Origin of the sequence: Pseudoduganella sp. R-31, from assembly GCF_049913235.1 — a bacterium.
Classification (GTDB): domain Bacteria; phylum Pseudomonadota; class Gammaproteobacteria; order Burkholderiales; family Burkholderiaceae_D; genus Rugamonas.
In genome coordinates, this window is the sequence record NZ_CP183986.1 from 3,121,111 (window position 1) to 3,143,226 (window position 22,116).

Below are 22,116 nucleotides of genomic sequence, written 5' to 3' on the forward strand. Positions count from 1 at the left end.
CACACTTCAACTACCCTGCTAGATTTCATTGAACGCGTTGGTATTTTTCACAATTGCGTGCCGCCATGGCGCCTTGCAAAATCCGATGCCATAACGGAGACAAAATGATGACAACCGCATACAAACGCATCGTGGTCGTCGGTGGCGGTTCGGCGGGCTGGATGGCTGCCACGGCGCTGGCGACGGCGCTGCCCGGCAGCAGCGTGGAGCTGGTCGAATCGGAGGAGATCGGCATCGTCGGCGTCGGCGAGGCGACGTTCCCTTCGATCCGCGCCTTCCACCGCATCCTCGGCATCGATGAAGCGCAATTCCTGCGCGCCACCAACGGCACCTTCAAGCTGGGCATCCAATTCTGCGAGTGGCGCGCGGCCGGCGAGCAGTATTTCCACACATTCGGCGATATCGGTGGCCTGGGCGGCCCTCAGTCGCTGTGGGGCCAGTTCCGCCGGGTCGCCGATGCCGGCCTCGGCACGCTCGGCGAACAATGCCTTCCGAGCGTGATGGCCCGCGAAGGCAGGTTCCAGGGCGCTGCGTCGGAACAGGAGCGCCAGTTCAACTACGCCTACCATTTCGATGCCGTGCTGTATGCCAAGTTCCTGCGCAGCCTTGCAATGCAGCGCGGCGTGCACCGCACCGAGGGGCGGATCGTGCACGTCAGCCGGCGCGTCGACGGTGGCATAGAACAGCTCACGCTCGCCGATGGCCGCACGGTGGAAGGCGACCTGTTCATCGATTGCTCCGGCTTCGCCTCGCTGCTGCTTGGGCGTACGCTGGAAGAACCGTTTGTTGACTTCAGCCGCTGGTTGCCGGTGGACCGGGCCTGGGCCTGTCCTTGCGAACGCAGCCGCGCCGCGCTGATGCCCTACACGCGCGCCACCGCGCTGGAAGCCGGCTGGGCGTGGCGCATCCCGCTCAGCAATCGCACGGGGCGCGGCCACGTCTTTGCGAGCCGCTACATCGACGAAGAGCGTGCCCGCGAACAGTTGCTGCAGCAACTCGACGGCGCTCCGGTCGCCGAGCCACGTCTGTTGCGCTTCACCACCGGCCACCGCGCGCGCTTCTGGTCGCACAATGTGGTGGCGCTGGGCCTATCCTCGGGCTTCCTGGAACCGCTGGAATCGACCAGCATCTTCCTGGTGCAAAGCGGCCTCGGTCGCCTGATCGAACTGTTGCTGAAAGACGGGCGCCCGGCCGAAACGGCTGTCGCTGCCTACAACACCGGCATGGTGCGCCAGTTCGAGCGCGTGCGCGACTTCATCATCCTGCATTACTGCCTGACAGGACGCCGCGACAGCCAGTTGTGGCGCGACATGGCGAACATGGAGCTGCCCGAAACGCTGGCTTTCAAGGTCCACGCCTGGCGCCAGGCCGGCGTGCTGCACCAGTACGACGAAGAAGGCTTCGACGCCACCAGCTGGCTGGCGATCCATGCCGGCATGGACCATTGGCCGCAGCGCGCCGATCCATCGCTGGGCGACATGCCGCTGGAGGACGCACAGCGCGCCCTGCGCCTGCGGCGCGACAGCATTGCGGCCGCGGTGGCGGCCATGCCAAGCCACGAGGAATATCTCGCCAGCGTGCTGGCGCGCTGAAGGAAAACCCTAAAGGAATCTTGATGAAACGCCGAGACCTGCTGAAACACCTGGGCGCAGCCATGCCTGCGGTCGCGCTGTCGGGAACGGCGCGCGCCGCGGCCGACGCCATTGCGCCGGAGGCCAGCCTGCCGATCGCTGCGGGCCCGTTCAAGCCGGAATGGGATTCGCTCGACAAATACCAGGTACCCGACTGGTTCCGTAATGCCAAATTCGGCATCTGGGCCCACTGGGGACCGCAATGCCAGCCGGAATTCGGCGACTGGTATGGCCGCCTGATGTACGAAAAAGATTCCGACGCCCACAAGCACCATGTGCAGCAATACGGCGACCCGGCGCAAGTTGGCTTCAAGGACATCATCAGGCAGTGGAAAGCCGACAAATGGAATCCCGATGAACTGGTGGCCCTGTACAAGAAGGCCGGCGCCAGGTACTTCGTGGCGCTGGCCAACCATCACGACAACTTCGACCTGTACAGCAGCCGCTACCAGCCGGAGTGGAACTCCACCAGCATCGGTCCGCAGAAAGACCTGATTGCCGGCTGGAGCAAGGCCGCGCGCGCCAACGGGTTGCGTTTCGGCGTCAGCGTGCACGCGGCCCACGCCTGGACATGGTACGAGCCGGCACAGAAATACGACGGCAACCTGACCCGGCTCGACGGCGCGGGCAAGTGGTGGGAGGGGCTGGACCCGCAAGGCCTGTATGCGCAGCGCCATCCGTTGAGCAAAGGCGGCGGCGAAGGCGGCGTATCGGACCAGCAGTGGCATTGGGGCGGCGGGGCCTCGGTACCCGACAAGGCTTATGGTGAAAAGCTCTTCAACCGCACGCGCGACCTGATCGACTCCTACGATCCGGACCTGGTGTATTACGACGATACCGTGCTGCCGCTGTGGCCAGTCAGCGATATCGGACTGCGCCTGGCCGCCCACATGTACAACCGCAGCATCGCCACCAAAGGCAAGTTGGAAGCAGTCGTCAACGGCAAGATCCTCAATGAACAGCAGCGCCGCAGCATGGTGTGGGATATTGAGCGCGGGCAGAGCAACCGCATTGAGGAACTGCCATGGCAGACCTGCACCTGCATCGGCAGCTGGCACTACGACCGCCGCGTCTACGATAACCGTGCTTACAAGAGTGCAAAGTCAGTGCTGCATACCCTGATCGACGTGGTCAGCAAGAACGGCAACCTGCTTCTCAGCGTGCCGGTGCGCGGCGACGGCACCATCGACAGCCGGGAGCGTGCCATCGTCGAGGAAGTAGGGCGCTGGATGGCAAAGAATGGCGAAGCGATTTACGACACCCGTCCCTGGGCCGTGTTTGGCGAAGGCCCGGTGATGGAGGAAGCGGCGGCGCCGATGTCGGGCGCCGGCTTCAACGAGGGCAAAGGCAAGCCGTTTTCCGCCGCCGATATCCGCTTTACCGCGAAAGGCGATGCGGTGTACGCGTTTGTCATGGGCTGGCCGCAGGATGGCAAGCTGACCATCAAATCCTTGCGCAGCGCCACGCCGCACCTGACCAGACGTATCGCGCGCGTCGAGCTGGTAAGCAGCGGACGGCCGCTGGCGTTTCGCCAGTCTGCGGACGGCCTGCATGTGACGCTGCCCGCGCACCAGCCGGCGCTTGGCTACGCCAATGCGCTGAAAATTACCTGAGCGTGCGGCCTTGCGTTTTTTTCGTTTGTTGTATTGGTGATTTTCGCAATTGCCGCTGCTTAGGACGAAAGGCAGAATGGTTTCATCGCAGAAGCGAGACAAAAAAATCAGATAGAGAGACAGTCCATGACCATCAAAATTCTTGCCGCGCACAGCGGCGAAATCGCAAGCGCCGCTTAGGCGCAGCGCGGGCGCCGGGCCAATCCCGCCTGGCATCCCACAGCAAAGCGCAGTCCACGGACAGACACGGTCGCGTGCTCGCGCAAATGAGCAAGCCGTCATTACACTTATAAGTTAGAACGAGAGGATTCAGAGTGAAACACTTGAAGAAGACAGCGATCGCCGTGGGGGCGGCACAAATCGCCTTGCTGGCAGCCGGTGGCGCCTTCGCGCAGACCGCATCGGAAAGCAAGGATAGTTCGAACACCGTGGTGGTGGTCGGCCAACGCGCAGCACTGGAGTCGGCACAGAAACGCAAGCAGGACGCCGAGGAGATCGTCGACTCGATCGTGGCCGACGACATGGGCAAGCTGCCGGACAAGTCGGTAACCGAGGTGCTGCAGCGCATGCCGGGCGTCACCATCGACCGCACCATGAACCGCCAGGACCCGCAGCAGGGCGTGGGCGACGGCATCATGCGCTTCGCCGCCGAAGGCACCGGCGTGTCGATCCGCGGCATGAGCTATGTGCGGTCCGAGCTGAACGGCCGCGACTCCTTCTCCGCCAACGGCGGCCGTTCGCTGAGCTTCGAAGACGTGCCGCCGGAACTGATGGCCGGCGTGGACGTCTACAAGAGCCCTTCCGCAGAGCAGATCGAAGGCGCCGTGGGCGGCCTGGTCAACCTGCGTACGGCCATGCCTTTCGACTTCAAGGGCTTCAAGGGCGCCGTCTCGGCGGAAGCCTCGCGTTCCAAGCTGCGCGGCGAGACCGCGCCATCGTACTCCGGCATGGTGTCGAACCGCTGGGATACCCGCTTCGGCCAGTTCGGCGCCCTGATCGACGTGGCGCGTTCGCAGATCAAGACCCGCAGCGACGGCATGTCCGTCTCGCCATTCATCCCTCGCACCGATGCCGTCTCGGGCGACAACAGCGGCGCGCTGCGCTGGATTCCGAACGGCGGTTCCTGGAACCGCGGTAACTTCGACCGCGACCGCGAGGGCTTGTATGGCGCCTTGCAGTGGAAAAAGGATACCCTGTCTTCTTCCCTGACGTACTTCCGTTCGAAGTATGAGCTGGACTCCACGGAAGCATCGCTGTTCCAGACTGCCAATCCGGCGACCATCGTGCTCGACCCTGGCGCAACCTTCGACGACAGGGGCGCCCTGTTGACCGGCACCCTGCGCGCACCGACCGAACCTGGCGTAGGATTCGGCACCAACACCCGTGCCGTCGGCCGTGCAGCCGATACCCGCGACGTGGCCTGGAACCTGACCTGGCGCGCCAGCGACCGCTGGGTGTTCAAGACCGACCTGCAGCACATCAAGGCAAAGACCGACGGCTTCGACAACACCGTCGGCCTGGGCGGCTACATGCCGAAGGAAACGCTGGACCTGCGCAGCTCGCCGCCGCAGTTCGGCTTCGACGCCGCGGATCGTGCCCACCTTGCCAATCCGGCCAACTACTACTGGGGCTTCGCCCAGGAGCACCGCGATGAGGCCGAGGCGACCCAGACCGCGGGCCGCCTGGACGCCAAATTCATCTTCGACAGCCCGGTGCTGCAGGACCTGCGCTTCGGCGTACGCTTCACCGACCGCGAGGCGGAAACCCGTTCGACGCACGATTCCGAATGGGCGCAGATCACGCAGCCCTGGGCAGTCGGCGATTCGTGGCAGCCACTGAGCCAGCTGGCCTACCTGAGCGACCCGCGTTTCGCCGGCGGCACCACGCCTGTCTCCTTCGGTAATTTCTTTGGCGGCAAAATGCCGACGCCACCCCAGTTCGTAGCACCTGACCTGTCCTGGTCCTTGGGCTCGCCGCCCGGCGGCTTCGCCAAGCTGCATAGCTACACCGACATGGTTTGCAAGTCCTCCCCTTGCTCGCAACACTGGACGCCTGCCAAGTTCGGTGACGACAAAGGCCTGAACGTACAGCGCGAACGCACCAAGTCGGCATATGGCCAGCTGCGCTTCGGCTCGGATAGCTGGCTGCCGTACCCGGTAGACGGCAACGTCGGCGTGCGCGTGGTGCGCACCGATATGTCTGCCGATGGCTATACGCTGTTCACCCCGCCGACCAATCCGATGCCGGGCGTGCCGATCATTCCGGCGCAGGCCGACAAGCAGACGTTCAAGAACAGCTACACCAACGTGCTGCCAAGCCTGAACCTGCGCCTGAAGCCAAGCAATGAACTGCAGTTCCGCGCCGCCTTCTCGAAAGGGATCACGCGTCCGGACTTCTACCAGATGCAGGCCTACACGACCCTGAGCCAGGACGTGAAGACGCACCAGGATCCGGTGACCAATCAGGCGGTGCTCGATTCGATCAGTTATAAGGGCGATGCGCGCGGCAACCCGAACCTGCGCCCGGTGCGCGCGAACAACTTCGACCTGACCGGCGAGTACTACTTCGGCAAGAGCAGCTCGCTCACGGTGGCGCTGTTCAACAAGAAGCTGAAAGACGTCATCATCGGCCGCACTTCGACCTATACGCTGACCGACACCGCCGGCCAGCCGCACGACTTCCTGATCCGTTCGCAGGTCAACGACGCATCGGGACGTGCACGCGGCGTGGAAATCGGCTACCAGCAGTACTTCGACAAGCTGCCTGGCCTGCTGTCCGGCTTCGGCATCTCGGGCAACTACACGTACATCGACAGTGTCATGAAACTGGGGCACCCGGTGACCAGCACCTGGTGTACGCCGAAAGACACGCTGGACGCCAACCTGGCGCGCGACCTGGCCGGTTGCGATACGGACGGCCACGTATTGGGCGGCCTGCCGATGGTGGGCATGTCGAAGAATGCGTACAACCTGGCTTTGCTGTATGACCACGGCCCGCTGTCGGCGCGTCTCGCTTATTCCTGGCGCGGCAAGTACCTGCAGGCGGCCAACGCTTACGGTACGGCCGACGGTTCCGGTATCGACCGCAATCCGGACAGCCCGAACAAGGGCCAGGCCTACTCGGTGAACTTTGCCCTGCCAACCTGGGGCGGTGCTTACGGCCAGCTTGACATGGGCCTGCACTACAAAGTGACGGAGAACCTGAGCTTTGCGTTCGAGGCGCAGAACCTGAACAACGCGCTGTACAAGCAGTATATGCAGCAAGGCATTGGCCTGATGGACCGCTCCGCGTTCTACACCGGCCGGCGCTACACGCTGCAGGCGCGCTACTCGTTCTAAGAAGTACCGGCAGCACGCCCGCCCGGCGTGCTGCCGTTTTCACCTCGTGGACAACCGCATGAAGAATTCCCCGAGCCGCCACCTGGCGGCGTTTTGCTTGTCGGCCCTGCTGGCGGCGCACGCCGTTGCCGGCCCGGCGCCGATTCCCCAGCTGCTGCACAAGGACGGTCGCTATGCGCTGATGGTTGACGGCAAGCCGTTCACCGTGCTGGGCGTCCAGGCGCACAACTCCAGCAATTATCCCGCGGCGCTAGGCCAGGTCTGGGCCGCAGTCAAGGACGCTAACGCCAATACGCTGGAAATCCCGGTGGCCTGGGAGCAGTTGGAGCCGGTCGAAGGCAAGTTCGACTTCAGCTTTGTCGACACGCTGGTGGCGCAGGCGCGCCAACACAAGGTCCGCCTGGTGCTGCTGTGGTTTGGCACCTGGAAGAACACCGGGCCGCAGTACACGCCGGAATGGGTGAAGTTCGACAATCAGCGCTTTCCGCGCATGCTCGGCAAGGATGGCAAAGGCATCTACTGCCTTTCGCCGTTCGGCGAACAGACACTGAAGGCCGACGCCAAGGCGTTCACCGCGCTGATGGCGCACCTGAAAAAAATCGACTCCGCACAGCGCACGGTGATCATGGTGCAGGTCGAGAACGAGGTGGGAACCTACGGCACGGTGCGCGACTTCGGAGCGAAGGCCGAAGCGGCGTTCCACCAGGCGGTGCCGGCCGCAGTCCTGGCCCGCAAGAAGCCCCCGGTTGCCGGTGCGGCCAGCGGCAGCTGGGCGGAAGTCTACGGGCCGTATGCGGACGAATACTTCCATGCGTACGCGGTAGCCAGCTATATCGAAACGGTCGCCAGGGCAGGGCGCGCGGTGTATGACTTGCCGATGTACGTCAACAATGCCTTGCGCGACCCGCTGGAGCCGATGGCGCCCTGGAAGGGGAATTTCGCCAGTGGTGGCCCAACCCATGACGTGATCGATATCTACAAGGCGGCCGCGCCGCACATCGACATTGCGGCGCCTGATATTTACCTGCCGGAGTCGGGCAAGGTCGATGCTACGCTGCAGCAGTTCCAGCGCCCGGACAACGCCCTGTTCGTGCCGGAGATGGGCAATGCGGCGGGCTATGCGCGCTACGTGTACCAGATTCTTGGGCGCGGCGCGATAGGCGTTGCACCGTTTGGCATCGATTACGCGGATTACAGCAACTACCCCCTGGGGTCAAAGCTGAAAGACAAGGCGATGGCGGAGCCCTTTGGCAAGATCTATGCTGCTTTCCGCCCTGTGGCGCGCCAGTGGGCGCAATGGTCGCTGGAGGGCCGCACTTACGGCATCGCGGAAGGGGACGACCGCAAGCCGCAATCGATCGTGGCCGGCGCCTGGAAGATCACCGCAAAGTTCCGCGAATGGCAATTCGGCAATGCCAACAAGGACGACCTGCCGCCCGGCACGGAGGCGCCCAATGGCGGCGCTGCGTTGGCCCAGGTGGGCGACGATGAATTTATCGTGGTCGGGCAGAACATCCGCCTCGGTTTCGAGCACAACGCGGGCAAGCCGTCGATGTACGCACGCGTGGAAGAAGGTCACTTCGACGCCGATGGAAAATGGGTCATGGAGCGCAACTGGAACGGCGACCAGACCGACTGGGGCATCAACCTGACGGCCTGCCCGACCGTCATGAAGATCAGGATGGGAACCTATGTCCAATAACGCAATCCGCAAGATCGTGATCGTCGGCGGCGGCACCGCCGGCTGGATGACGGCCGCGCCGCTGGCGCTCAAGCTGGGCAAGTCGTGCGAGGTGGTGCTGGTGGAGTCGCCCGAGATCGGCACGGTCGGCGTCGGCGAAGCGACCTTGCCGACCATCCGCTACTTCAACCAGGCGCTTGGCCTGGACAACGCCGATTTCGTCAGGAAAACGCAGGCGACCTTCAAGCTTGGCATCGAATTCAAGGACTGGGGCCATGTGGGCAACCGCTTCTTCCACGGCTTTGGCGATTTCGGCCCGGCGATCGAAAATCGCTCGCCGGTGCAATACTGGTTGCGGCTGGCGCGCGAAAACAAGGACATGCCTTCCTATGAGGAGTGGTCGACGTCGACGGCCATGGCACGCAACAACCGTTTCATGCTGCCGTACGGCGACCAGCCCGCGGTCACCAATGCCTTCTCCTACGCATTCCATTTTGACGCCAGTCTGTATGCGGCCTACCTGCGCGACTATGCGACGCAGCGCGGCGTGCGCCGCATCGAAGGCATGATCACGGAAGTCGAACAGCACCCGGAGTCCGGTTTCATCACTGCGGTGAAACTGAAGGACGGGCAACGGGTGGAGGGCGACCTGTTCATCGACTGTTCGGGCTTCCGCGGCCTGCTGATCGAAGGCGTCTACAAGGCAGGCTACGACGACTGGAGCGCCATGCTGCCGTGTAACAGCGCGCAAGCCGTGCCGTGCGAAAGGTCCGATCCGCTGGTGGCTTACACCCTGTCGACCGCGCGCAGCGCCGGCTGGACCTGGCGCATTCCGCTGCAGCACCGCACCGGCAATGGCCATGTGTACTGCAGCGGCTTCACCAGCGACGAGGAAGCCGGCCAGGTACTAATGGATGGACTGGACGGCCGCGTGCTGGATACGCCTCGCCAGCTGCGCTTTACCACCGGCCGCCGCCGCAAGTCATGGATCAAGAACTGCGTGGCGATCGGTTTGTCGAGCGGCTTCCTTGAGCCGCTTGAGTCGACCAGCATCAACATCATCGAAAACTCGGTCGGCTGGCTGCTGCAGTATTTCCCCGACCGCGACTTCAGCCCGGCCCTGGCCAATGAGTTCAACCGGCTTGTGTCGCAGCGCTACGAGTTCGTGCGCGACTTCATCATCCTGCATTACAAGGTCACGGACCGCAACGACTCCGAATTCTGGCGCTATTGTGCCGCCATGCCGATCCCCGATACGCTGCAGCACCAGATCGAGCTGTTCCGCGAGACGGGCCGCATCGTCATATTTGACCCGGAGGGATTCTCGGTGCCATCGCACGTTTCCATCTTGATGGGACTTGGCGTCGTGCCCAAAAAGATCGATCCCCTGATCGATCTGATGGACCTGGGGCAGCTACAGGAGCATTTCTCCAGGGTGCGCGAAACCATCGGGCGCGCCGTCGGCGCAATGCCGGAACACGCCCGGTTCTTCGAGACCCAGTAGTCAATAAGTGCCCAGCCTGGCCTTGAGGATTGTGACGCGGTCGGTCAGGTTCAACCCATAATCGGTTTGGTCGCCGTTCCAGTTGCGCTCCATGATCCATTTGCCGTTGGCGTCGAAACGTCCTTCCTCGACGCGGGCCCACAGCGACGGCTTGCCTTCGTTGTTGCCGGTGCCTTCGATCTTCACGCGCGCGTGCTGGCCGACGATGATGAATTCGTTGTCGCCGATCTGGGCGATGGCGACGCCACCGCTCGGTGTTTCGGTGCCGGCCGGGTAATCCTTCATGTCCGGCTTCCACGAGCGATCGCCAAGTTGCCATTCGCGGAACGATACCGTGGCCTTCCAGTTTTTCATATTGACGGTCTGGGATTTGCGGTCGTCTCCTTCAGCAACGCCGTAGGTACGGCCCTCAAATGCCCATTTCGCCCACTGGCGCTCCATCGGCCGGAATGCCGCATAGACCTTGCCGAAAGGTTCGGCCATCGACTTGTCGGTATCCTTCGAACCAAGCGGGAAATTGGTGTAGTCGAAGTAGTCGACGCCAAACGGCGCGATGCCCAGTGCGCCGCGGCCCAGCACCTGGTAGACATAGCGCGCAAAGGGTTTTGCGTTGCCCATCTCCGGCACCAGCAGGGCATTGTCGGGGCGTTGGAACAGTTCGAGATTGGCGCTGAACTTGTTCGACTCCGACATGTAGATATCCGGCGCGGCGAGATCGATATGCGGCGCCGCAGCCTTGTAGATGTCGATCACGTCGAACGCTGGACCGCCGGAGATGAAATTGTTCTGCCATGGCGCCATCAGCGCGAGCGGGTCGCGCAGCGCGCTGTTGACGTACATCGGCAAGTTGTAGACGGCGCGGCCGGCCTTCGCGACTTCCTCGATATAGCTGGCGATGGCCCATGCATGGAAGTATTCCTCGGCATAGGGGCCGTAGACCTCGGTCCAGGTGCCGCTGGCGGCGCCAGGCACCGGCGACTTCTTGTGGGCCAGCACCGCAGGCGGCACTGCCTGATGGAAGGCTGCTTCGGCTTTTGCGCCGAAGTCGCGTACCGCGCCGATGGTGCCGACTTCGTTTTGTACCTGCACCATGATCACGGTGCGCTGTTCCTCGTCGACGGCTTTCAGGTGCTTCATCAGGGCGGTGAAAGCCTTCTTGTCGGCCTTCAGTGTTTCCTCCCCAAAGGGCGACATGCAAAAGATGGATTTGCCGTCCTTGCCGACCATGCGCGGGAAACGTTGGTTGTTGAACTTCACCCATTCGGGGGCGTAGTTCGGATTGGTGTTCTTCCAGGTCGCGAACCACAGCAGCACCACACGCACCTTGTTTTCGCGCGCCTGCTTCAGCAGCGTGTCGACGTAGCTGAAATCGAACTTGCCTTCCTCGGGCTCGACCTGTTCCCATGCGACCGGGATTTCCAGCGTGTTGGCGTGGACGTCCTTGACCGCGGCCCACACTTGCTTGAGCGCGTCCGGGTAGTTGCTGGAGTTGTGCGCCTGTACGCCAAGCAGGAGGTAGGGAGCTCCATCGACCATCAAGGCGTGCCGGCCGTCCTTCTTCACCAGTTCGGGAATCGGTGCGGCGGCCGTAGCGGCGCCTGCCCAAGCGGCAATGCAAAGTGCCGCGAGCGCGCGGCGGGTAGTCTTCTTCATTCAGTCTCCACTTTTGTTTGCAAGATTGTTAGCGGTACCATATGCTAGCGAATCGGTTCCGCCTCCTGTATGCCAATTGTCGCTTCAGCTATCCCGAATCGCTATATGACCAAGCAATTGCTCACGTTGTTGATTGTTTTTGCCGCTATAACCAGCTCGGGCAAGGCCGCTGCGGAAGGACGGATCACACTGAATCCCGGTGGACGACTGCCCGCCATCGTGCATGAGGACCAAGCCGCGATGAAGCTCGCCGGCGACCTGCTGGCGCGCGACCTGGCAGCGCTGTCGGGCGGCGACGCGGCGCGGGGCACTGGCATCGAAGCGTGTACGCGGATATGCGTCGTGATCGGCCGCCACGATTCGCCACTGGTGCGGAAAGTGCTTGCGGAAGAGGGCATTGAGCTGCCGCGCCTGGAATGGGAAAGTTATGAACGTATTGCTATCGATTCGCGCCACCATCCTGGAGCGCAAATCCTGCTGATTGCCGGCGCCGACCTGCGCGGTACGGTGTGGGGCGTGATCGACCTGACGCGGGAACTGGGCGTCTCTGCCTGGGAGTGGTGGGCGGACGTTCGCCCGGCCCGGCGCGAGCGACTGGAAGTGTCGGCGGCCCGAGTCCGTTCGGCCTCGCCGCATGTGCAGTATCGTGGGATTTTCCTGAACGATGAGGACTGGGGACTGCAGCCGTGGGCCGCAAGGCATGATCCGGCCCGGGATATCGGTCCTTCCACTTATGCGCGCATCTTCGAGTTGATGTGGCGCCTGAAGGCCAACATCATCTGGCCGGCGATGCACGACTCCACCAGGCCGTTCTACCAGATCGCGGGCAATGCGGAGGCAGCGCGCGATTACGCCATCGTGGTCGGCACCTCCCATGCGGAGCCCATGATGCGCAATAACGTGCGCGAGTGGGACCATCAGCAGCGCGGCGCCTTCAATTTCTTCAGCAACCGCGCGTCGCTGGTTCGTTACTGGGACGAGCGCCTGAAAGAAGTGAAGGACTTCGAAAACATGTACTCGGTGGGCATCCGCGGCGTGCACGATTCGGCCATGGAAGGCGCGCATAACGTGGATGAGGCTCGGCGGGGAGTGAGCGAGGCCATAGCGGTCCAGCGCGAACTGCTTGCCAGGAGCGCGCCGAAGGCGCCGCAGGCGCTGACGCTGTACAAGGAAGTGCTGGATATTTACAAGGCAGGGTTGCAGGTGCCGGAAGATATCACCCTTATCTGGCCGGATGATAATTACGGTTACCTGCACCAATTGAGCACGCCGCAGGAAGCGCAGCGGCCGGGCGGGGCGGGCATCTACTATCACATCTCCTATTGGGGCCGCCCGCACGATTACCTGTGGCTTGGGACGACGCATCCCGCCCTGATCCGCGACCAGTTGCAGCGCGCGACGGCGACTGGCGCGCGCAAGGTCTGGATCGTCAACGTCGGCGACATCAAGCCAGCCGAATACCTCACGCAATACTTCCTTGACCTGGCTTTTGACGGCAATACGCTGGAACGCCCCGCACGCGAGCACCTCGCCGGCTGGATGCGCGCGCAATTTGGCGCGTACGAGGCCGACGAACTCGCGGACATCATGATCGGCTACTATGACCTGGCATGGGAGCGCAGGCCGGAGTTCATGGGTTTCAGCCAGACCGAGCCCACCACGCCGGTGAGGGCAACAGACTATCTTCGCTCAGGCAGCGGAGAAGCGGAACGGAGACTGGCGCGTTACGAGGCTTTGGCAAGTCGCGCCGATGCCGTTGCGCAGCGGCTTCCGCCGTCGCTGGCCGACGCTTTCTTTCAATTGGTGCAGTACCCCGTGCGTTCCAGTGCCAACCTGAATACGCGGATATTGAGGCTGGAACTGGCGGCGCAGCATGCCCGCGAAGGCAGGCCTGACGCGAACTTCCAGGCAGCGCGTGCCCGGTCGGCGCAGGCAGCAATCGTGGCCGACACCGCGCATTACAACGCGCTGGGAAACGACAAATGGCAAGGAATGATGGACCCGGCACCGCGCCGCCTGCCAGTATTCAGTGCGCAGGCAATACCCACTTACGCGGAAGCTCCCCAGCGGAGCGGCTGCAGCATCGCATATCCGTTCCCGTTTTCGGGCGACGGCGCGCAGCTCAATTTCAATTCGGGCCGGCCGGCAGTACGCACGGTGACGCTGGTCGGCAGCAGCGGGCAGGCACTGGACTGGCAGGCAGCCGGAGTTGGCGCCTCTCTCACACTGTCTGCGCCAAGCGGCCGGCTGGACGCCGGGAATGGCTTTGAGCAGCGCATTGAAATCCGCTACGACGGCCGCGCTGCAGCGCCTTCCATTGCACTGCATTGCGGGGGGAAACCGCTCCCGCTCCGGTTGCAGGTACAACCTGATCCTGCGCCAGGACTGCCGCTGGAGAGCGAAAGGATCGTGACCATTTCGGCGGTGCAGGCGGCACCGGCGCGCGGCTGGACCCTGGTCCCTGGCCTGGGGAGTTTTGGCGCCAGCATGCGCTCGTCCCTGGCAGCAGGCGAGGGCAGCACGCTGGCTTACGAATTTGCGACCCTGTCGCAAGGCCCGGCCCAGTTGAAAGTGGTGGCCCTGCCGGTGCACCCCCTGACGTCCCGCGACAAGCTTCGCATTGCCGTCAGCTTCGACAACGAACCGTTCAGGGAACTCGATTTCACCACACATGGCCGCAGCGACGAATGGAAGGCCAACGTGCTGTCGAATACCGCGCTGCGCACCCTGTCGCTGGAAAACGTCGCTGCGGGCCGGCACGTACTGCGGGTACGCGCCCTCGATCCCGGCTTCATCCTGGACCGGCTGGAACTGGCATTCGACGGTGCACCGCAGTTTTACGGCAGGCCGGAATGATCAGGTCCTTGCGAGCTATTCCAGAAAGTCATAGCTCAATGCGTATTCCGCATAACTAGGGAATAGCCAATTCGTTAAGCTAAGCGTCTTAATGATAAGCAAATGTTGTCAACGCATTTGCAAACAGAGACGCTAGCCATGAAAATCACATCCCTCGATTCGGTTGTATTCCTGATCTATTTTGCGGTCGTTGCCGCATACGGCATCTGGGTCTATCGCCGCAAGAACAGCAGCTCCGGCTCGGCTTCGCGCGATTACTTCCTGGCCGAAGGTTCCCTGACCTGGTGGGCCATTGGCGCCTCGCTGATCGCCTCCAATATCTCCGCCGAACAGTTCATCGGCATGAGCGGGTCCGGCTTCAAGATCGGCATGGCGATTGCGGTGTATGAGCTGATGGCGGCGGCAACGCTGGTCATCGTGGCCGTGTTCTTCATGCCGGTGTATCTGAAAAACCACATCTACACCATGCCGCAGTTCCTCGAACAGCGTTATGGCAGGGGCGTGGCGACGACCATGGCGCTGTTCTGGCTTGGCCTCTACATCGTGGTCAACCTGACCTCCATCCTCTACCTCGGCGCCATCGCCATCAGCAGCATCTCCGGCTTGAGCGTGGGCGCCTGCATGCTGTTCCTGGCCGTGTTTGCGACGATCATCACGCTGGGCGGCATGAAGGTGATCGGCTACACCGACGTGATCCAGGTGGTGTGCCTGGTGATCGGCGGCCTGGTGACGACCTGGATCGCGCTGGACCTGGTGGCCGGCCTGGGCGGCGGCAAAGGCGCGCTGCACGGCACGGCCGAATTGTTCGCGCGTGCCCGCGGCCACTTCGACATGGTGCTGACGCGCGACCATCCAAGCTATATGGATTTGCCTGGCCTGAGCATCCTGCTGGGCGGCATCTGGATCGCCAACCTGAATTACTGGGGCTGTAACCAGTACATCACGCAGCGCGCGCTGGGCGCGGACCTGCCGACCGCACGCAAAGGCCTGCTGTTTGCGGCATTCCTGAAATTGCTGATGCCCGTGATCGTGGTGCTGCCCGGCATAGCGGCCTTCGCGCTGGACCAGGCGGGCGCGCTGGGCGGCGCCCTGCGCCAGGGCGGCGAGCTGAATCCGGATCGCGCCTATCCGACGCTGCTGGCATTGCTGCCGGACGGCTTGCGCGGCGTGGCGTTCGCCGCCCTGACCGCCGCTGTGGTGGCCTCGCTGGCCGGCAAGGCAAACAGCATCGCCACCATTTTCACGCTGGATATCTATCGTAAGAAATTTGTACCCGCAGCGAGCGAAGAGCGCATGGTGTGGGTCGGCCGCCTTACCGTGGTGGCGTCGATGGCAATTGCGGTGCTGATCGCACCAATGCTGGGCATCGACAAGAAAGGCGGGTTCCAGTACATCCAGGAATACACCGGCTTTGTCTCGCCGGGCATCCTGGCCATGTTCCTGCTTGGTTTCTTCTGGAAGAAAGCGACCAACGCCGCCGCCATGTTCGCCACCGTGGGCGGGCTGGTGTTCTCCATCATCCTCAAGTTCCTGCCAACGATGATGGACCTGTCCTTCCTCGCGCCGATCGGCTTCGCCGCCGACAACGGCAGCGGCGTCTTCGAAATCCCGTTCATCGACCGCATGTTCCTGGTGTTCTGGGCAGTGGTGGCCGGCATGGTTCTGATCAGCCTGATGGGAAGGCGTGATGGCGAAGCCAAAGCCATGGTGGTCGACCGCCAGTTGTTCCGTGTAGACCGCGGCTTTGCCATCGGTTCGGCCGTGGTGTGCGTGCTGCTGGCCGTGATCTACGGGGCGCTCTGGTAATACAACAAATCACAAAAAAGACTACGGAGAAAACAAAAGCATCATGAAGCAAAAGAAAATCAGTCTGCTGGTGAAGTCGCTGTTCCTGATCCCTGCCATTCCAGCCGCCTTTGCGCAGCAGGCAGAAGAACCGTCAGTCCAGAAGGTCACCGTTTCCGGTATCCGCGCCTCGGTGCGCAGCGCCCTGAGCGTCAAGGAAAACTCCAACAGCATGGTGGAAGTCGTCGCTTCAGAAGACATCGGCAAGCTGCCGGACACCACCATCGCCGAGTCGCTGGCCCGCCTGCCTGGCCTGGCCGCAGGCCTGGATCGCGGCAACGCCAGCCAGATCGTGGCGCGCGGCATGGGCGAGCGCTTCATCGGCGCTACCCTGAACGGCCGCGAACTGGCTTCGTCCGAGCCGAATCGCGCTGTGCGCTTCGAGCAGTTCCCGTCCGAATCGCTGTCCGGCGCCATCGTCTACAAGACCCAGAATGCGGACCTGGTGGAAGGCGGCGTCGCCTCCAGCATCGACCTGCAGACCGTTTCGCCGCTCAAATACAGCGGCCGCCAGGCGTCCCTGAAGGCCGACGCGCTGTACTACTCGGAAGCACGCGACCTCGACACCAAATCGGTTCGCCCGCGCCTGGGCGGCATCTTCATCGACCAGTACGCGGACAAGAACGTTGGCGTGGCGCTGGCCTTCAGCTACCAGAAGCAGCCTTCGGTGGAGAAGCGCAAGAACCACTGGGGCTTCAACGAAGACCATTCCGCCGACATCAATGGCGACGGCAAGGTAGACAAGACGCCGTGGGGTTTTGAGACGGAACTCAAGCGCGGCACCAATGAGCGCGGCAGCGTGCTGGGTAAGGTGGAGTGGAAGGCCAGCCCGGATGCGATGATCACCGCCGACGTCTACTACGCCAAGAACAAGATCCGCGAACCGGCCATGTCGCACTGGACCGGCGACCTTGGCAACTGGGATGGCTGGCAGAGCGCCAACTACTCGAACCTCGACATCCGCAACGGCTACGTTGTCGGGGCCACCGTCAACAACGTGGGCCTGACCACCAATAGCACGCTGTGGACGCAGGATATGGACAACCTGGCCGCGGGCCTGAACGGCAAGTTCAATGTCGGCGACTGGAAAGTGGATGCCGACATCGCCACTTCCTCGGCCGGCCGCGACAGCGCCTGGCGCGACGTGCGCCAGTTCGCCCTGAACAACGGCACCATCAAGTGGTCCTTCACCGGCGACGAAATCCAGGACTTCAGCTTCAGCCACGATTCGGGCAACCCGGCCGCCTTCGGCAACCCGACCCTGTACGTGGACACCGACGGCCACGTCGACGACCGCCTGAACTCGGCGCAACTGAGCGCATGGCGTCCGCTGGATGCCGGCATGGTGAGCCGCATCAAGTTCGGTGCACGCTTCGCCGACCGCGAAAAGAAATACCACCAGACCACCTGGAACCTGGCTTGGAACAGCGCCATCCCGGCCTCGGCCTACGAAACGGTGAATGTTTCCGGCTTCGCGCCATTCATCGTGCTGAAAGACTTCAAGGGCTCCGCCACCAGCCTGTGGGGCGCAGATGCCTTCAGCCCGGACGGCCGCACCCCGACCGCGAACGACCTGCTGGCCGGCTGGAAGGTCAAGGAAAAGAACAGCAGCGTCTACGCCCAGGCCGACCTGGAAGGCGAATTGTTCGGCAAGACCTTCCGCGGCAATGCCGGCGTGCGCGTGGTGCACACCAAGCAGACCGGTACCGGCATGGAGTCGATCAACGGCGCCGCGCCGACCCCGGCTGAAGGTGGCGCTTCGTACACCCGCGTGCTCCCTAGCATGAACCTGATCTTCAACCTGGACCAGGCGCAGAAGCAGCAGATCCGCTTCAGCGTGGCGCGCGCCATGTCGCGTGCCCCGATGGATGAAATGCGCGCCTCGCGCCAGCTGGCAATCGACACCAATCCGGGTTCGCAGCAGCCGATTACCGGCAGCGCGGGCAACCCGGGCCTGCTGCCGATGATGTCGAACCAGGTGGACCTGTCGTGGCAGTACTACTTCGACAAAGGGTCGCTGGTGTCGGCCGGCGTGTTCTACAAGAAGGTGTCGGACTACATCGGCATCACCACCGACCACACCACCGTCAACGGCCGCGCTGCGACCCTGACCCGTTCCGTGAACGGCGAGGGCGGCAATGTGCGGGGCCTGGAACTGGTGGCGCAGCATGCCTTCACCAATCTGCCGGCGCCGTTCGACGGCCTGGGCGTTGCTGCGAACTTCTCGTACAACGACAGCGACATCAAGGAATACACCAACGACTACCCGATGGTGGGCCTGATGAAGCGCAACGGTGGCCTGACCCTGTGGTACGAGAAGGCGGGCTACGAAGCTCGTGTATCGGCCAACTACCACAGCGCCTTCGTGCGCATGCCGCGCTGGACCGCCGGCTACATGATCGAGAACCCGGCCGAGACCTACGTCTCCGCCAATTTCTCGAAGTGGCTGACCCCGCAGTTGCAGCTTCGCTTGGGCCTGGACAACATCACCAACCAGAAAGTGGTGGAGACCCAGTCCAACAATCCATACATGCAGAACGTGATGGAATATGGCCGCCGCTACAACCTGGGCCTGAGCTACAAGTTCTGATTGAGGCATGCCGATGATCCGTAACACACTTTGCCTGGCCGCGATGGCGTTCGTTCACGCCGCCCAGGCGGGGCAGGTGCTGGCAGTAGATGCCAGCGCCCCCGCACCGGCGCCTTTGTCCGGCCATATCAAGATGGGCACGGCCGTCGCTCCCGGCGGCCATGTCCTTGGCATCAACAGCCGCTACCTGACGCGCGACGGCCAGCCCTGGCTGCCGGTGATGGGTGAATTCCACTACTCGCGCAGCCCGGCGGATAGCTGGGAGGCCGAGCTGGCCAAGATGAAGTCGGCCGGCATCAACGTGGTGGCCAGCTACATCATCTGGAACCACCACGAGGAAAAGGAAGGGAAGTTCAACTGGAGCGGCAACCGCGACCTGCGGCGCTTCATCCAGCTGGCCAACAAGGCCGGGCTGGAGGTATGGATCCGCGTTGGCCCATGGTCGCACGCGGAAGTGCGTTACGGCGGCATTCCCGACTGGGTGGTGGATGCCATGCCGACCCGCCAGGACGACCCCCAGTACCTGAAATACGTGGACCGCTTCTACCGAGCGATCGCGAAACAGGTCGATGGCTTGCTGTGGAAGCAGGGCGGCCCGGTGATCGGCGCCCAGATCGAGAATGAATACAACCTGGCGGGCCCGGGCCGCGGCGCCCAGCACATCGCCACGCTGAAAGGCATGGCCGTGAAGGCCGGCATCGACGTGCCTTTCTACACGGTGACCGGCTGGGACCAGACCTTGTATCCGTCCGGCGAAGTGGTGCCGGTGTTCGGCGGCTACCAGGACGAGCCGTGGGCAACCAGCAAGACCGAGCTGCCGCCGAAGGAAACCTACGCCTTCCGTTTCGACACGCGCGTCAGCGGCGACCTCGGTGCCCAGACCCGCGCCACCCAGCAGGGAACGGCGGAAACCGACATGGACCGCACGCCATTCCTGGGCGCGGAGTACGGCGCCGGGCTGCCGGCCATGTACCGCCGCCGCACGCTGGTATCGCCTGACGATATCGCCTCGACCCTGCCAGTGCAGATGGGCTCCGGCGTGAACCTGATGGGCTATTACATGTTCCATGGCGGCCGCAATCCGGTCGGCATGACCACCATGGAAGAGAGCACGCGCACCGGCGGCTACAACGACACGCCTGCCATCAACTACGATTTCAATGCGCCGCTGGGCCCTGACGGCCAGCAGCGCGATGTGCTGGCTTACCTGCGCCCGTTCCACTACTTCATGAACGACTTCGGCGCGCGCCTGGCGCCGATGACGGTGCATAAGCCGTCGCTTGTGCCGGCCGACCCGGCCGACTTTTTGGCGCCGCGCTGGTCGGTGCGCAGCAAGGGCGAACAGGCCTTCCTGTTCTATAACGGTCATGTCCGGCAATATGCGCTGCCGGCGCAGAAGCAGGTGCAGTTTGCGGTGAAGCTGGACGGGCAGGCCGTTACGCTGCCGCGCCAGCCGGTCGATATCGCGGCCGGCAGCTACTTCTTCTGGCCGATCAATTTCGACATGGACGGCTACCGCCTGCAATACGCCACCGTACAGCCGGTAGCCCGGCTGGAGCGCGGCAAGGCGGGCAGCGTGTACGTGTTCGCGGCGCAGGACGGCATTGCGCCTGAATTCGCGCTGGACGCGGCGGCCGGCGCCTGCCTCAAGACGCAGGGCAAGGCAGCCAATGCGGACGGCGGCGTGCTGGTGCAAGGCATCCAGCCCGGCCTCGATGCTGCGCTGACGCTGGACTGCGCCGGCAAGCGGCCGGTGACGGTGCTGGTCCTGTCGCAGCAGCAGGCGCGCCAGATGGCAGTCGGCCAGTTGCAGGGCGAACGCCGCCTGGTCGTCAGCGACAGCCAGGTGCACTTTGCCAACGGACGGCTGGTGTTGCGCTCCCCGGGCAAGCCAGCATTCCGCGCGGCAGTATTCCCGGCCTTGCCGCTGCCGCTGAAAGGCAGCACGGCGCTGCAGGCGAGCAGCAGGGATGGCCTGTTCCAGGTTGTCGAGGCAACGCTGCCAAGCCAGGAACTGGCTGCCACTGCGCGCAAGTTGCGCGCCGCACAGCCAGTCCCTCCGATTAAAATTGGCGGCAACGCCAAGGCGGCAATCCAGCCCGATGCGGAAGTCTTCGGCAATTCCGCAGCATGGGAACTGTCGCTTGGTGCGACCCGGCCGAAAGGAGTCGATGGCGCCTTGCTGGAAATTGATTTTGTCGGCGACGTTGCCCGCCTGTTCGACGGCACGCGCATGGTGGACGACTGGTATTACAACGGCCAGCTTTGGCAGTTCGGTCTAGGCAACCTGCCGGCTCGCGAACGTGCTGCGCTGACGCTGACTGTGCTGCCGTTGCGCGCTGACGCCCCGATCTACCTGCCGAGGGAACACCGTCCTGCGTTCAACGGGCAGGCGCAGGTAGCGGAACTGCGCGGCGTCAAGGTCACGCCGGTGTATCGTGTAGAAATTGGCCGCTGAACGGAGTTTGAACATGGCATTGAAAATTGGTCTCGTCGGCCTGGGCAAGATTGCAGTCGACCAGCATATCCCCGCAATTCGCGGCAACAAGGGCCTCGAGCTGGTGGCGGGCTGCTCGCCGGCCAGTGCGCCGGAAGGCGTGCTGCGTTACCCGGACATGGGCAGCATGCTGGCCGCCCATCCTGAAATCGAAGCGGTGGCGATCTGCACGCCGCCCCAGGTGCGGCACAAGCTCGCCTGCGAGGCAATTGCGGCAGGCAAGCACGTATTCCTGGAAAAGCCGCCAGCGGCAACGCTGGGCGAGGCCGCGTCCATTGCCGCCATGGCGGCGCAGCACGGCGTCACCGCGCTGGCAGGCTGGCATTCGCGCTTCGCACCCGGCGTGGAAAGTGCACGCAACTGGATGCTGGCGCGGCCCATCAAGTCCATCCAGATCCGCTGGAAGGAAAACGTGCGGCAATGGCACCCTGGCCAGAAATGGATCTTCGAGGCAGGCGGCATGGGCGTGTTCGATCCCGGCATTAACGCCTTGTCGATCTTGACGCACCTGTTGGGGGGCTATGCGCTGGTGCGCAAGGCAGCCCTGCACGTGCCGTCGAATTGCAGCGCGCCGATCCAGGCTGAGTTGGAGATGGTGAGTGAACGCGGCGTTCCGATCGATGCGGAGTTCGATTTCCTGCAGACGGGCCAGCAGACCTGGAGCATCTTCGTGGAGTCGGCGGCTGGCGATACCATGGCACTGCACCTGGGCGGCCGCATCATGGAGGTAAATGGCAAGGTAGTGCTGGACGAGCCGGAGCGCGAATACCCTTCGATGTACGAGCATTTCCGGCGCCTGGTAGCCAGCAAGAGTTCCGACGTCGACTTCACGCCGCTGCAGGCGGTGGCTGATGCCTTCCTGGTCGGCAAACTCACGAGCGCCGAACCGTATATTGAGTAGGCGAACC

11 protein-coding genes are annotated in these 22,116 nt (G+C 63.2%); 10 read left to right on the forward strand and 1 reads right to left on the reverse strand.

Annotated features, from left to right (window positions below; translation table 11 throughout):
- The first annotated feature begins 104 nt into the window (after positions 1-104).
- The 5 genes from ACN9MY_RS14340 (at position 105) to ACN9MY_RS14360 (ending at position 9,767) form a co-directional block, all read left to right on the forward strand.
- Complete coding sequence (locus tag ACN9MY_RS14340) at positions 105-1,592, forward strand: tryptophan halogenase family protein (RefSeq protein WP_426337518.1); 1,488 nt, start codon at positions 105-107, stop codon at positions 1,590-1,592.
- A gap of 23 nt (positions 1,593-1,615) precedes the next feature.
- Positions 1,616-3,244: an alpha-L-fucosidase gene (locus ACN9MY_RS14345; RefSeq protein WP_426171591.1), complete on the forward strand. Its 1,629-nt coding sequence runs from the start codon at positions 1,616-1,618 to the stop codon at positions 3,242-3,244.
- Positions 3,245-3,558: 314 nt separating this feature from the next.
- Entirely contained in the window at positions 3,559-6,582 is a 3,024-nt protein-coding gene (locus ACN9MY_RS14350; RefSeq protein WP_426337519.1) for a TonB-dependent receptor, read from the forward strand.
- A 58-nt stretch (positions 6,583-6,640) separates the two neighbouring features.
- Complete coding sequence (locus tag ACN9MY_RS14355; RefSeq protein ID WP_426337520.1) at positions 6,641-8,284, forward strand: DUF5597 domain-containing protein; 1,644 nt, start codon at positions 6,641-6,643, stop codon at positions 8,282-8,284.
- Positions 8,274-9,767 (forward strand): tryptophan halogenase family protein, encoded by a 1,494-nt coding sequence (locus ACN9MY_RS14360; protein ID WP_426337521.1) that lies wholly within the window; start codon positions 8,274-8,276, stop codon positions 9,765-9,767. The genes ACN9MY_RS14355 and ACN9MY_RS14360 overlap by 11 nt, the downstream gene beginning before the upstream one ends.
- On the opposite strand, the gene ACN9MY_RS14365 is transcribed toward ACN9MY_RS14360, so the two are convergent.
- The gene (locus ACN9MY_RS14365; protein ID WP_426337522.1) at positions 9,768-11,420 is read right to left on the reverse strand and encodes a DUF5597 domain-containing protein; all 1,653 of its coding nucleotides are present in this window, start codon (positions 11,418-11,420) and stop codon (positions 9,768-9,770) included.
- Between the two features lie 105 nt (positions 11,421-11,525).
- On the opposite strand from ACN9MY_RS14365, the gene ACN9MY_RS14370 reads away from it, so the two are divergent.
- The 5 genes from ACN9MY_RS14370 (at position 11,526) to ACN9MY_RS14390 (ending at position 22,109) form a co-directional block, all read left to right on the forward strand.
- The gene (locus tag ACN9MY_RS14370) at positions 11,526-14,276 is read left to right on the forward strand and encodes a glycosyl hydrolase 115 family protein (RefSeq protein ID WP_426337523.1); all 2,751 of its coding nucleotides are present in this window, start codon (positions 11,526-11,528) and stop codon (positions 14,274-14,276) included.
- Between the two features lie 138 nt (positions 14,277-14,414).
- Positions 14,415-16,082 (forward strand): sodium:solute symporter family transporter, encoded by a 1,668-nt coding sequence (locus ACN9MY_RS14375; RefSeq protein ID WP_426337524.1) that lies wholly within the window; start codon positions 14,415-14,417, stop codon positions 16,080-16,082.
- A gap of 43 nt (positions 16,083-16,125) precedes the next feature.
- Entirely contained in the window at positions 16,126-18,711 is a 2,586-nt protein-coding gene (locus ACN9MY_RS14380) for a TonB-dependent receptor (protein ID WP_426323227.1), read from the forward strand.
- Between the two features lie 13 nt (positions 18,712-18,724).
- Complete coding sequence (locus tag ACN9MY_RS14385) at positions 18,725-21,169, forward strand: beta-galactosidase (RefSeq protein WP_426323229.1); 2,445 nt, start codon at positions 18,725-18,727, stop codon at positions 21,167-21,169.
- Between the two features lie 13 nt (positions 21,170-21,182).
- Positions 21,183-22,109 carry a Gfo/Idh/MocA family protein gene (locus ACN9MY_RS14390; RefSeq protein WP_426323231.1) on the forward strand — a complete coding sequence of 309 codons (927 nt, stop codon included), beginning with the start codon at positions 21,183-21,185 and terminating at the stop codon, positions 22,107-22,109.
- The last annotated feature ends 7 nt before the right edge of the window (positions 22,110-22,116 follow it).

What these genes read in the sequence shown, in the direction of transcription:
- ACN9MY_RS14355 (WP_426337520.1), top strand. Translation starts at nt 6,641, where the DNA reads ATGAAGAATTCCCCGAGCCGCCACCTGGCGGCGTTTTGCTTGTCGGCC.
- ACN9MY_RS14340 (WP_426337518.1), top strand. Translation starts at nt 105, where the DNA reads ATGATGACAACCGCATACAAACGCATCGTGGTCGTCGGTGGCGGTTCG.
- ACN9MY_RS14390 (WP_426323231.1), top strand. Translation starts at nt 21,183, where the DNA reads ATGGCATTGAAAATTGGTCTCGTCGGCCTGGGCAAGATTGCAGTCGAC.
- ACN9MY_RS14370 (WP_426337523.1), top strand. Translation starts at nt 11,526, where the DNA reads ATGACCAAGCAATTGCTCACGTTGTTGATTGTTTTTGCCGCTATAACC.
- ACN9MY_RS14385 (WP_426323229.1), top strand. Translation starts at nt 18,725, where the DNA reads ATGATCCGTAACACACTTTGCCTGGCCGCGATGGCGTTCGTTCACGCC.
- ACN9MY_RS14365 (WP_426337522.1), bottom strand. Translation starts at nt 11,420, where the DNA reads ATGAAGAAGACTACCCGCCGCGCGCTCGCGGCACTTTGCATTGCCGCT.
- ACN9MY_RS14345 (WP_426171591.1), top strand. Translation starts at nt 1,616, where the DNA reads ATGAAACGCCGAGACCTGCTGAAACACCTGGGCGCAGCCATGCCTGCG.
- ACN9MY_RS14375 (WP_426337524.1), top strand. Translation starts at nt 14,415, where the DNA reads ATGAAAATCACATCCCTCGATTCGGTTGTATTCCTGATCTATTTTGCG.
- ACN9MY_RS14380 (WP_426323227.1), top strand. Translation starts at nt 16,126, where the DNA reads ATGAAGCAAAAGAAAATCAGTCTGCTGGTGAAGTCGCTGTTCCTGATC.
- ACN9MY_RS14360 (WP_426337521.1), top strand. Translation starts at nt 8,274, where the DNA reads ATGTCCAATAACGCAATCCGCAAGATCGTGATCGTCGGCGGCGGCACC.